Origin of the sequence: Flavobacterium succinicans LMG 10402 (assembly GCF_000611675.1) — a bacterium.
Taxonomy (GTDB): Bacteria; Bacteroidota; Bacteroidia; order Flavobacteriales; family Flavobacteriaceae; genus Flavobacterium; species Flavobacterium succinicans.
On the sequence record NZ_JATV01000007.1, the window covers coordinates 45785 to 58144 of the forward strand.

At 36.5% G+C, this 12360-nt stretch carries 11 protein-coding genes; 4 read left to right on the forward strand and 7 right to left on the reverse strand.

All coding sequences use genetic code 11. From position 1 onward, the window contains the following. Positions 1-134 precede the first annotated feature (134 nt). From AO58_RS0108310 to AO58_RS0108320, 3 genes are all read right to left on the reverse strand, one after another. A complete protein-coding gene (locus AO58_RS0108310) occupies positions 135-1619 on the reverse strand; it encodes a cryptochrome/deoxyribodipyrimidine photo-lyase family protein (protein ID WP_024981269.1) in 1485 nt (494 codons plus the stop codon). 131 nt (positions 1620-1750) lie between these two features. Then, positions 1751-3058 carry an ABC1 kinase family protein gene (locus AO58_RS0108315; protein WP_024981270.1) on the reverse strand — a complete coding sequence of 436 codons (1308 nt, stop codon included), beginning with the start codon at positions 3056-3058 and terminating at the stop codon, positions 1751-1753. 72 nt (positions 3059-3130) lie between these two features. Then, on the reverse strand, positions 3131-3793 hold the full coding sequence (locus AO58_RS0108320; protein ID WP_024981271.1) for a TetR/AcrR family transcriptional regulator: 663 nt from the start codon (positions 3791-3793) through the stop codon (positions 3131-3133). Between the two features lie 116 nt (positions 3794-3909). Here AO58_RS0108320 and AO58_RS0108325 point away from each other — a divergent pair, with 116 nt between their 5' ends. Further along, positions 3910-4824, forward strand: coding sequence for a TIGR01777 family oxidoreductase (locus AO58_RS0108325; protein ID WP_024981272.1), 915 nt, complete (start codon positions 3910-3912; stop codon positions 4822-4824). 87 nt (positions 4825-4911) lie between these two features. Here the strand turns inward: AO58_RS0108325 and AO58_RS0108330 are convergent, their stop codons facing one another. From AO58_RS0108330 to AO58_RS18175, 3 genes are read right to left on the reverse strand one after another with little or no spacing between them, the layout of a single operon-like run. Then, positions 4912-5733, reverse strand: coding sequence for an alpha/beta hydrolase (locus AO58_RS0108330; RefSeq protein ID WP_024981273.1), 822 nt, complete (start codon positions 5731-5733; stop codon positions 4912-4914). 24 nt (positions 5734-5757) lie between these two features. After that, entirely contained in the window at positions 5758-6099 is a 342-nt protein-coding gene (locus AO58_RS18170; RefSeq protein ID WP_024981274.1) for an iron chaperone, read from the reverse strand. A gap of 3 nt (positions 6100-6102) precedes the next feature. Then, positions 6103-6453, reverse strand: coding sequence for a lysozyme inhibitor LprI family protein (locus tag AO58_RS18175; protein WP_024981275.1), 351 nt, complete (start codon positions 6451-6453; stop codon positions 6103-6105). A 412-nt stretch (positions 6454-6865) separates the two neighbouring features. On the opposite strand from AO58_RS18175, the gene AO58_RS0108345 reads away from it, so the two are divergent. From AO58_RS0108345 to AO58_RS0108355, 3 genes are all read left to right on the forward strand, one after another. After that, the gene (locus AO58_RS0108345; protein WP_024981276.1) at positions 6866-8284 is read left to right on the forward strand and encodes an APC family permease; all 1419 of its coding nucleotides are present in this window, start codon (positions 6866-6868) and stop codon (positions 8282-8284) included. Between the two features lie 191 nt (positions 8285-8475). After that, the gene (locus tag AO58_RS18445) at positions 8476-9378 is read left to right on the forward strand and encodes a DoxX-related protein (protein ID WP_503089844.1); all 903 of its coding nucleotides are present in this window, start codon (positions 8476-8478) and stop codon (positions 9376-9378) included. Positions 9379-9380: 2 nt separating this feature from the next. After that, the gene (locus AO58_RS0108355) at positions 9381-9830 is read left to right on the forward strand and encodes a MarR family winged helix-turn-helix transcriptional regulator (protein ID WP_024981278.1); all 450 of its coding nucleotides are present in this window, start codon (positions 9381-9383) and stop codon (positions 9828-9830) included. A gap of 100 nt (positions 9831-9930) precedes the next feature. Here AO58_RS0108355 and AO58_RS0108360 read toward each other — a convergent pair whose 3' ends face one another. Further along, positions 9931-12345 (reverse strand): TonB-dependent receptor, encoded by a 2415-nt coding sequence (locus AO58_RS0108360; protein WP_024981279.1) that lies wholly within the window; start codon positions 12343-12345, stop codon positions 9931-9933. Positions 12346-12360 lie beyond the last annotated feature (15 nt).

Genomic DNA, 12360 nt, shown 5'->3' on the forward strand with positions numbered 1-12360 from the left:
AGTTCAAATAAGTAATTGAAACTACTAGTATCTTATTTTTACTTTTAACTAATTGGATGAATTGGCTTTTTTAAAAAACTTAGTTGGCTTATATGTTTAGTATTAAATGTTTGTTTATTTTATGAATAGTATTTTTAATCGCTATCGCCAATATCGGCTAGGGTATGTAATTTTAAAATCCGATTACTTTCTTCTTTAACCAATGGATTTTTCTTCATTTTCCATAAATAATCCGAAGCAAATTTTCTAGTTCTGTCAATATTGACAATCGGTTTTGGATAGTCTTTTCCTAGCTCGAAGTTGTTGAATTTTTGGTCCAAAAAAGTCATTTTACTAGGTTGATGAACGAAAGGCAATGGCAAATTTCGTAACTCGGGTACCCATTGTTTGATAAATTCTCCTTGTGGGTCGTGTTCCAAACTATTTTTTATCGGGTTGTAAATTCGTAATAAGTTGACACCCGTTTCACCTGCTTGCATTTGCAATTGCGGGTAGTGAATGCCTGGTTCAAAATCCAAAAACATTTGCGATAAATGTTGTGTGGCTTCTTGCCAAGGTTGCCATAGGTTATGTGTGAAAAACGACACCAAAAGTGCCCGCATTCTAAAGTTGAGGTAGCCCGTTTCGTTCAAGCATCGCATACAAGCATCAACTAATGGAACACCCGTATTACCTTCTTTCCAAGCTTTGATATATTGTGTATTGATTTTCTTTTTTAAATCGTGATAGCCTTTGTTGATGCTTTCAAACTCCATAATTTCTTCCATTTCAAATTTTTGAATGAAATGGGCTTGCCAAGTGAGTCGGGATACAAAAGAATCAATTTGCTTTTTATTGGTACAAATCAATCGAAAAGTAGCGGCTCGCTGCAGTACTTCTCGGGTAGATAAATTTCCCCAAGCAATATAAGGTGAGATTCTGCTGCAACTTTTTCTCGCCAGTAAAGGTTTCGAAATATGATTGCTGTAATTGAAATAACGGTTTTTGAAGAAGGAGTCTAAATATTTCTGTCCCATTTCTGTACCTCCTTTTTGAAAAATAGCATCGGGAATTGTGACCAAATTTGTCTTTTCTAACAAGCGTTCTAGCTGTTCAATTTGGGTCAATTCTAAAAAGCTATTGTCATTTGGCAAGAATGCAAATTGCGGCTCATTCATATATTTTTCCCATTGTACCACCCAATTGCTTCGGTTTTTTAACCCTCTAAAAATGCCATTATTGATGTTTTCGACCCAATTAATTTGGTTGTTTTTGCAAAATCTTTTAAAAGCTTTGTCTCTATCGTGCGTAATTCTTATTCCGGTTTCTTGATGCGAGTAGACATTTTTGATGGTGTATAGTTCGAGTATGCTATTAATGGTGCTAATGACTTCGCCATTTACAGCTAATACTTTTGTTTGATACGGTTGCAGTTCTGCGTTGAGGGCTACGATAGATTGCTTTATAAAATTCCAATGTCTTGCGCTGTAGTGCGTATCGTTTTGTAATGATTTTTCAAAAACATACAGTAAAAGTGTAGGCTGACCAGATTGGATTGCATTATGGATAGCCTCGTTGTCCTGCAAACGAAGGTCTCTTTTGAACCAAACGATATTGATATGTTTTTTATTTGAATTCATCTTTTAAAAAAGTTGTTGTTGAAACCAGCGTTGTTGAAATTTCGACTGCTTGTCATAGTTTTGGGCTTGCAAGGCGACATTGAATTTTCTGTCTCGAGGGTCGTTGCCTACACCTGAAACCTAAATGCTATTTATAAATAGTTTTGGTATTGATTTACGGCAATGGAAGCCCTGAGGTCAAACATCAAATTATACAAGCCAAAGAAGGTTCTATTCATATAAATAAAATGCTTGGAACCGCGATTACCATTCATCTTGCGTAGGTTGGTGTCTTTGGCAAATCGCTCGCCCAATTGCGCAATATTGTTAAAGAAGACTTCATCCGAAAAATCGAAATGTGTATTTTGAAACGGCAAAGTGAATAGGGACAGCAAGTCATAAAACATACTGGTGAAATACGCAATTTCCTCAGGAGTATCTTCTTTTCTTAAAATCTCAAGTTCAAATAATTTCGCATTAAAAAGCTGTTTGTTGTCAATGATTTCTTTGTTGATTAACTCAAAGTAAGGCACATAAAAGTCATTCGGAATGCTTTTCATACAGCCAAAATCCAATGCGACCAATTGCTGGTTGTTATCTACCAAAAAGTTACCAGGATGTGGGTCGGCGTGCACTTTTCGTAAGACGTGAATTTGGTACATATAAAAATCCCAAAGCGCTTGTCCCACTTTGTTAGCCGTTCCTTGATTGGTATTTTCAGCAGTGAACTCAGATAAATGTTTGCCTGTCATCCAATCCATTGTCAGAATTTTTTCGGATGAAAATTCAGGATAGTAAGCAGGAAAAACCAAGTTGTCTATCTTTTGGCAAGCAGCGACGACTTCTTGACTCTGTTTTAGTTCAAGCGTATAATTGGTTTCTTCAATCAATTTGTCTTCTACTTCTTTAAAGTATTTATCAGAATCTTTGCCTTGTAGATTAAACATTCGAATCGCCATTGGTTTTACCAAAGCCAAATCCGAAGAAATGCTATTGGCTACGCCTGGATATTGAATCTTTACCGCCAATTTTTTTCCGTTTTTCTTGGCCAAATGCACTTGACCAATACTTGCTGCGTTTACCGATTCGGCATTGAATTCGTCAAAAATTTCATAAGGGGTTTTGCCAAAATTCGATTTGAAGGTTTTGAGTACCAAAGGAGCCGAAAGCGGCGGAACAGAAAACTGCGACAATGAAAATTTTTCTACATAAGCTTGCGGTAGAAAATTTTTATCCATACTCAGCATTTGTGCTACTTTCAGCGCACTTCCTTTCAAGCTTTTTAGTCCATCATAAATATCTTCGGCATTGTCTTCGTTGAGTTTATCTCTTGTTAAGTCTGAGTTGACTATTTTTTCGCCGTAATATTTTAGGTAATTCACGCCTACTTTTGCACCCGTTTGCACCAATTTGGTCGCTCTTTCAATCTTTGAAGTAGGAATATAGTCTATAGTTTTCATTTATATTTTTTTTACTGTAATAAAGGGTTTGTGAGCTGTTGTTGGTTACAACAAGCAGAGAGTCACGCATTTTTAGTCTTGTTTTTGTATTTTTTCTTTGAAAATAAATTTGCCAAAATCGATTAAACTTTCTATAGGAGTGATGTTCATTAATTCAAAGGCAGCTTTCACAGATTTTTCGATATAGATGTCTGTTTTTTCAAATCCAGCAGAACTATCGTCCATCCAAAACTTTAAGGTGAGTAAAAACTGAATCCATAATGACTCGGTTGTTGCTTTTTCTTGGTATTCTTGAAAACGCTCTATTTGAATACGAAAATCATCTGTGGTAATTTCACTTATATATTTTTTGAATTTTTTACGAACATCAGCCAAAATCATTACATTTTTTAACTGATTTTTATGCTGTTGCAAGGCATATAAAACATAACTTCGGTTAGCGGTAAGTAGTTCAAAGAAAGTGAAATAGAAACTTAGTAATTTGCCTCTCATGTCATACTCAGTGTAAGAAGGATTTTTATCTAACAATTCGATGGTTTTGTCAAAGAATTGAATAAAAATTTCTTTTTCTATAGCGTCAAGAGTACCAAAGTAGGCATAAAGTTGTGCTTCACTAAAACCATTTTCTTTGGTAAACTGATAAATGGATTTGGGTTTAGCATTGTGCTCCAATACATAGTTCATATATAAGGAGATAATTTTCTCTTTTGTTAGTTCATTTTTTTTAGTTGCCATTGTTGTTTGATTTAATTTAGAGTATAAAGATACTATTGTTTAACTTATTATTAATAATGTTAAACAAAATTTTAACCTATGTTTGCATAAGTTATTTTGATAACACAAAAAATAAGATGAAAAAGACAGTTTTAATAACAGGTGGTACAGGCTTTATTGGTCGTTATTTGATAAAAATATTGACCGAAAGAGGGTTTGCAATAAACGTATTGACTCGGACTCCTAAAAAAAATACTTCAACAGTTTCCTATTATACTTGGGATATTGCAACAGGTTGTATTGAAGAAAAAGCCGTTTTGGATGCCGATTATATTATTCATCTTGCTGGAGAATCTATTGCAGAGAAACGTTGGACAGTAGAACGCAAAAAAGCGATTTTAGATAGTAGAGTACAATCTACTGCTTTATTGGCATCGGTTTTAAAGTCAAACAAGAATAATGTTAAAGCTTTTATTTCTGCATCTGGAATCGGAATTTACGGCGCGTTGAATGGCGAAGGAATTTGTACTGAAACTTCACCAGCTGCGCACGATTTTTTGGGTAAGGTATGTCTAGAATGGGAAAAAGCTGTAGATGCAATTGCGCCACTTGGTATCCGAACGGTCAAAGTAAGAACAGGTTTGGTTTTGGGAGAAAGTGCTGGCTTTTTACAAAAAATGGCACCTGTTTTTCGATACGGATTCGGTTCGGCATTGGGTTCGGGGAATCAATATATGCCTTGGATTCATATTCAGGATTTGTGTGCCATTTATCTAGAAGCAATAGAAAATGAAGCAATGCAAGGCGCCTACAATGCGGCAATAGAAGACAGCACAACCAATACGCTTTTCTCCAAAACCTTAGCTCATATTTATGGATATTCCGTTTGGTTGCCCAAAGTTCCTGCTTTTGTGTTGCAGTTAGCCTTAGGAGAAATGGCACTTTTGTTGCTCACGGGACGTCGGGTTTCTAATGATAAATTACTCGATTTAGGCTTCCGCTTTCAATTTAAAAATCTCGATTTCGCTTTGCGCGATTGCTTAAAAAAATAGAAGAATTTGTTTTAATAGTTTAATTTGTTACTTGTAGTTTGTTGTAATAACCTCATTTTGCTGCTGCCATAGCGAAGTGAGGTTTTTTTATTCTTTAAACGGAAACAACAAAAGAAAAGCTTCATAGATACTTTGATGCAAAATAGTAGCGTGATTGTCGTTTGGCATACTCTTGAAATCTATTTTGGTGACTTTTAGTTGCGCTTTTTGCAAAATAGTAAATAATGTTTCGGCATCTTTTTGCATCACAGGATGTTCTTTTTTTCCAACCGCTATGTAAATGTATTTTGATTGAATACTTGATTTTGATAGTAATTCTGGTGCTTGAGTTAGTAAACTTTCGTCATCCCACCACAAACTTGGACTCACAATTAAGTAATGCGAGAATAAATTGGGACGTTTTAGGACGATTTCAGTGGCTAAAAGTCCGCCCAAACTTTGACCAATTAAGTAGTTGGTTCCGTTGGTTTTGTATTGGGATTGGATAAAGGGCTGTAACTCTTTTTCAATAAAATTGATAAATTCTGCCGAATGTCCCGTAGTGGGAAATTCTTTTTGAAATTCTTTTTTATCGGTATAAAAAGTAAAATCTTTTTTGCGGTCAATATTGGCAATGCCCACAAGAATATAATCAGGCATTTTAAATTGAAGGTTAAAAAACTGAACCAATCCTGTAATATGCAGTAAATCTTCATTCCTACTTCCATCAAGAAGATAAATTACAGGATAGGCTTTGGTCGCATCATAATTTTGTGGCAAATAGATATTTAACGTTCGCTCTTCTTTTAAAATCGAAGAAGAAATAGTTTTGACTTCGCCAATCGTCAAAGGCGCACTTTGTTTTAAAATTGTTTGCCCTTGAACAGAAAAATGAAGGATAAAAAAAAGGACTAAAAAGGAATATTTCATACTATACTTGTTGCTTTGAAAAGGTTATTTCTTGTTTTCTTCTACCCTGAAAGCTATAATTTCTGCTATTAAATCAAGTGGAAGCGGTTGTTCATTCGGAAATTGGACGGAGCCTTTGCCTTGTTTGTAAGGCGAAAGTGCTTCAGCGAAATGCGAATGACTAGAAGGCGTGGCATACAAGCCAATGTGATTTTTGAAAGCCGCAAAGTAAATCAACGGCTTTCCATTGGTTTTGTAGGCGGGCATTCCGTAGCTGATACTCTCTTTTGCCTCGGGTGCTTTTTCCAAAATGAGCGCTCTAATTTGCTGTATTCTTTTCTGACTCGCTTCGGGAAATTTCGCTAAATAAGAGGCTACGTTTTCCATAATTTATTGGTTTATATTTTTGAGACTTTCTTTCAAATGCTTGGTTCTTTCTTTGGTGATTTCCTCCAAACAAGTTAACAAAATTAAAGGTTTTATGCTTCCACCCGTATAAGGGTCGGCTTCATATTTACAATGGGAGTCTCTGTATTTTATCCAGTCTTTTTGCGCTTGAATGAGTAACACTTTTTCATTTTTGTCCAAAAGCGAAACCAACTTTTTATAGACTTTGTTGAGTTCCGCATCGGCTTTTTTATAGTCTAGTGAAGCTTTTTCGTTCATCTCTAACTGCGTTTGTGCAGTAGCAGCAGAAACGGCAAAAACCAAAAAGAATAGGGACAGGAGAAGTTTTTTCATGGGAGGAAAATAGTATTGATAATAGTTCCTTTTTTAAGTTTGCTAATTTTTAGGAGCAGTAACAAGAGGCTTTTTAGCCATCAAAGTCCCGTGATCCGCTATATCTTTGCTTTTTCTTTAGAAAAAAAGCAAAGGATGCCGCTCCTCCCGGGGCTAAAAGTCATCATAGTACCCTTTTGTAAACATAGTCAAAAATACTGAAAAAAAACAGTTGTTTTTCTTCTCTACGAGCACGTGTTGAGGTAGTTTTTTAAAAATCAGTATTTGCATTTTCTTTCGTTGTACAAGCATAATTTTTCAGTTTCCAATCCATTAGATGAGTTGTAAATTATGTTCTTTTCTTTTTTTATGAAGTTCAAATTTTAACAAAAAAGTATATCTTTAGCCAACTAAAATCAAAAAAAAATAACCCATGCAAGACAACAATCCCCAAGATTTTAAACGTGAACTCGGACTTTTAGATGGCACCATGCTCGTAGTTGGTTCCATGATCGGTTCAGGAATATTTATAGTGAGTGCCGATATTGCTCGACAAGTGGGATCATCGGCTTGGCTAATTTTAATATGGCTCATTTCTGGATTAATTACCATGATTGCCGCCGTGAGCTATGGTGAATTGAGTGCCATGATGCCCAATGCAGGCGGACAATACGTATACCTAAAAGAGGCCTACAACAAATTGATTGCGTTTCTTTACGGTTGGAGTTTTTTTGCAGTCATTCAAACCGGTACGATTGCTGCCGTGGGTGTGGGTTTTTCAAAATTTGCTGCGTATTTAATACCTTCTTTAAGTGATGAAAATTTGCTATTCGAATTGGGAGCTTTTCAACTCAACGCTGCTCAAATTGTTTCTATTATTACCATTATTTTCTTAACGTATCTCAATAGCCGCGGGGTAAAGGACAGTAAAACGTTGCAAACAGTAATGACCATTATTAAAATTCTATCGCTTTTCGGCTTGATTATCTTCGGGTTTTTGCTTGCCGCGAAGGCAGACATTTGGAATCAAAACTGGGCTGATACTTGGAACACCAAGTCTTTTGACGTTGCAAGCGGAGAATGGAAATCCATAACTGGCGCGGCTTTATTGAGCGGAATTTCCATGGCGATGGTTGGTTCTCTGTTCTCTAGTGATGCTTGGAATGGTGTTACGTTTATTGCGGCCGAATTGAAAAATCCTAAACGTAATGTTGGGTTGAGTTTGTTTTTGGGCACTTTCACAGTTACTATAATTTATGTACTAACGAATTTGATGTTTTTGGCGGTAATTCCGTTCCAAGAAATAGCCACTGCCAAATCTGATAGGGTAGCAGTAGTTGCTTCACAATATACTTTTGGCGATTATGGCACGGTGATAATTGCGGTGATGATCATGATTTCGACTTTTGCCTGTAACAACGGGCTGATCATGGCAGGATCACGAGTGTATTATACTATGGCTAAAGATGGTTTGTTTTTCAAAAAAGCAGCACAACTTAATAAAAATAGCGTACCAGAATGGGCACTTTGGGCACAATGTATTTGGGCTTCGGCTTTGTGCTTGACGGGTAAATATGGTGATTTATTAGATTTTGTGATCATCATTGTCTTGATTTTTTATATTTTGACCATTTACGGAATTTTTATTTTACGTAAAAAAATGCCTAATGCTGAGCGTCCCTATAAAGCATTTGGTTATCCTTTTTTACCAGGCTTGTACATTGTTGTCGCGTCGGCCATTTGTATTTCTTTATTGTTTACCAAATTCTCTACTTGTGGTTGGGGTGTATTGATTATGCTTACTGGAATTCCAGTGTATTATGCCACACAACGTAAAGGGGCTAAAGAATAGAATTCAAAATAACGCTTCAGACGAAACCATAAAAGCAACGGATTGTATTTCGTTGCTTTTTTTAATCAAATAAGGAGCAGTTTTTTTCTATTTGAAGTTTCTCATTCAAGTTTTTTAGATTTTTTTTATAAATCATAAATAAAATGATTTACATTTGCATCGCACACGATTTAATCGTAAAAGATAAAATAATGAAAACAACATTCTTTCAAAACAGTATGCGCATTCTTTTGGGCGCATTTATGACTTACGCAGGTGTAAGTCACTTAACATTTAACAGAACGGCATTTTTAGCACAAGTTCCCAAATGGCTTACTACAGACCCTGGTTTTATGGATTTTGTGGTGTTGGCTTCAGGGATAGTCGAAATGACATTGGGCTTAGCACTTATTTTTTGGGTGAGCCAAAAAATATACGTTGGAATAACGCTTGGGATATTCTTTGTTTTGATTTTTCCGGGGAATCTTTCACAATACTATTACGGCATCGATTCTTTTGGTTTGAATACCGATAACAAGCGTTTGATTCGTTTGTTTTTCCAACCTGTTTTAGTGCTTTGGGCACTTTGGTCCACTGGAGCTTTGGCTTATTTATTGAAAAAGAGAAAAGCTATTTCGCAACAGTCTTTTTATGATTTTGAAGCCGAATCCATCCAAGGCAAACGCATTCCAATGAGCGCTTATAAAGGAAAAACAGTACTCGTTGTCAACACCGCCAGTCAATGTGGGTTAACGCCTCAATACGAAGGTCTTGAAAAGTTGTATCAAAAATATGAGAGTCAAGGTTTGGTGATTCTGGGATTTCCTTGCAACCAATTCGGGAAGCAAGAAAAAGGAAGCGCGACAGAAATTGAAACCTTTTGTCAAGTCAATTATGGTGTTAGTTTTCCAATGTTTTCGAAAGTTGAGGTAAATGGAAGCCAAGCGCATCCTTTGTTTGTGTATTTGAAAGCAAGTTTAGGAGGTATTTTTGGAAGTACCATAAAATGGAATTTCACTAAATTTGTCATCGATAAAAATGGACGTCCTGTACAACGTTTTGCACCGATTACAACCCCTGAAGCCATCGAAAAATACCTTCAAGAAATCCTGTAACAATGGAAAAAGATTTTAGCACGTTATATCTCGAGAACCAACTTTGTTTTCCGTTGTATGCGGCTTCGCGTTTGACCACAAAGCTGTATACTCCTTTTTTGGAAGACCTGGGGATTACGTATCCGCAGTATTTGGTGTTACTAGTTTTATGGGAAACGGACGCACAAACTGTAACTGAAATAGGTACTCGTTTGGCTTTAGAATCCAATACATTGACGCCTCTTTTGAAACGACTGGAACAAAAGGAATTGCTCACTAGGTCACGTTCTTCGAAAGATGAACGAGCGGTTTTGGTTACTTTAACAGCAAGCGGACAAGCACTCAAAGAACAAGCCGTTTGTATTCCGCAAAAAATTATGGAATCTTTTGCGAATGCTTCTGTCAGCCAAGAGGAGCTTCTAGCTTTTCAAAAAACACTGACTAAGTTGGTGGAGTTGTTGCGTGAAGAATAATTTTCTTTACTTTCAATTCTCATTTAAAACAAAGAACCCCTAGAGTTGGCAGTCTCTAGGGGTTCTTTTTCTACAAGAAAAAAATAAAATAGAAGTAGGATTAAAACATACCTCCGCCTCCTTTATTCGTATTGTCGTCTCTTTGTTTGCGTTGTAAACTTTTGTTTTTTCCGCCACCAAAACTGTAGGTTACACCCAAGTATACCGTTCGGCTTTCCCAAGTAAATGCTCCAGTTTGTGGATAAGGATATTCAGCATCGAAAGCATAACGCATAGTGTTGAACATATCATTGAAACGCACACTAATGTTCATTTTGTTGTTTAGCAAAGTATAGCGAGCACCACTGTCAATTTTGTACATTTCTTTGCTGTTATTTTGCAATCCATCCACACTTCCTCTGTAGAATCCGAAAAGTAAAAAGCTCAAGCGCTTGTTGGCTTTGAAGTTAGAATTCAATCGACCGTTGAAAGCTGAAACAGTTACATTTCTTTCCAAAGGTTTGCTGGTGTTGGTTACTGGGTCAAAAGCAAAAACTACTCCTTGTTGTTTGATGCTCGAAAAATCAATAGCTGGTTGTATGTCCCACCATTTGGTGATTTTATAATTGGCAGACACTTCAAATCCAGAAGCCGTATTGTTATCGAAGTTGGTGTAAGTCAAAATCTGTCTTTGTCCACTTGGGTCATTTTCATCAGGGTACAAGATACGACTGATTTGGTCGTTGATGCTTCTCACGAATACACCTGCGGTAATGCTTCCTTTTTCTAACACTTTGGTATAATTCACTTCAATCGAATTGGTGAATTGTGGACGCAATTCTGGATTTCCAAAAGAAGTCACCAAAGGAGTTGCAAATTCACGGATAGGTTTGGTTTGCTCTAAACCTGGACGGTCTACACGACGGCTATAACTGAATTGCAACGTATTTTTCTCATTCAAATTATAAGTCAAATAAGCAGAAGGATAGACAGTAATGTAATCGTCATCAAAGGTGGTTTTTCCTCTGTTTAGGTTAGCAGCTACTTTGTAACTTTCAAAACGAGCCCCTAATTGGTAACTAATCTTTTTGAATTTTTGACCAAAAGTGGCATAGGCAGAATAAATATCAATATCGTACGTGTAATTCGATTGTTGGTCGGCTGGAGCTACTAATGGATTTCCAGTGCTGTAATTGTTCTCTGTTCTAGTGATTCTGGCTTCGGCACCAGCTTCAAGTGTTGATTTTTCGTCGATTGGATTAACGTAATCAATGTTGAACGTGCTTAGTTTTTGAGCGTCTTTGATATTGTCTTTGAAAAAAACAGTGTTGTTTGTATTGTTAGTCGTAGTCGTTTCGGTATCAAAACTTGCTCTTTGGGTTTCTTTGTAATCGTTAAAGTTGGCTTCTACATCTAGCGTGTGGCCTTCTTTTTTGAAAATATGTTTGTACGCCAAGTTGTAAGTTCCTGTTTGATTGGGTCCTTCGTAAGTCGATTTTTGCAGAATTTTGTCAATCGTTCCACCGTTGTTGTAGTCAATGTTGGTATTTACATTTCCAGTTCCATCCGCTTTGTTTTGGTTGGTGTAAAAGGACAAGGTATTGTGGTCGTTGATTAAATAATCCATTCCTATTTTGTACAAATACGAATCGTTTTCATTTGCAATATCTAATCGTTGCACTAAATCTTGGTCCAATCTCGCGATTTTTCCATCGTTGAAATAAGTACCAAAGTTGCGTCCTCCGTTACCAAAGAAATTCACTTTGCCAACTTTATAATTCATATCCAAAGATTGGTTGTATTTGGCAGTTTCACCAAAGGTTATTCCACCGCTAAAGCTACCGTTAAAACCAGTATTGGCATTTTTGTGCAAGATGATATTGATGATGCCCGACATTCCTTCAGGATTGTATTTGGCGCTCGGATTGGTAATCAATTCTATTTTTTTGATAGAAGTCGATGGAATTTGTTTTAGCAATTGCGCTGGGTCAATGTTGGTCGGTCTACCGTCAATTAAGACACGTACATTTTCATTGCCGCGCAACGATAATTTTCCGTCTTGGTCCACATTTACAGAGGGAATATTGTTCATAATGTCAGAAGCTGAAGCACCTGCCGTAGTCAAATCTTTTCCGACAGTGATTACTTTTCGGTCGATTTTTTGTTCAATAGTAGAGCGTTCGCTTACAATGTTTACGCCTTTCAATTGCGTTGCTTCCTCTTCTAAGCTAACTTTGAAGGTGGCTTCTTTTTTGTTTTCACTTAAAATGGATGAACCGATGTATTTTCTAAATCCGATGTATTGAATTTCGATGGTATAGCTTTTTAAAGCCAAATTCTTAATGGTGAATTCGCCATTGTCATCAGTGTTAGCGCCCGAGACAACTTTTCCGTTGTCTTTTAGTGAAACGATAGCATAAGATATCGGAGCGTTTGAAATTTTTTCAGTGATTTTTCCGGTGATTTTTCCAGAATTTTGTGCCGTTCCTATTCCAACTACGCTTAGTAGTAGAAAAGTGATTAGTTTGATTTTCATGATTGATTGATTTTG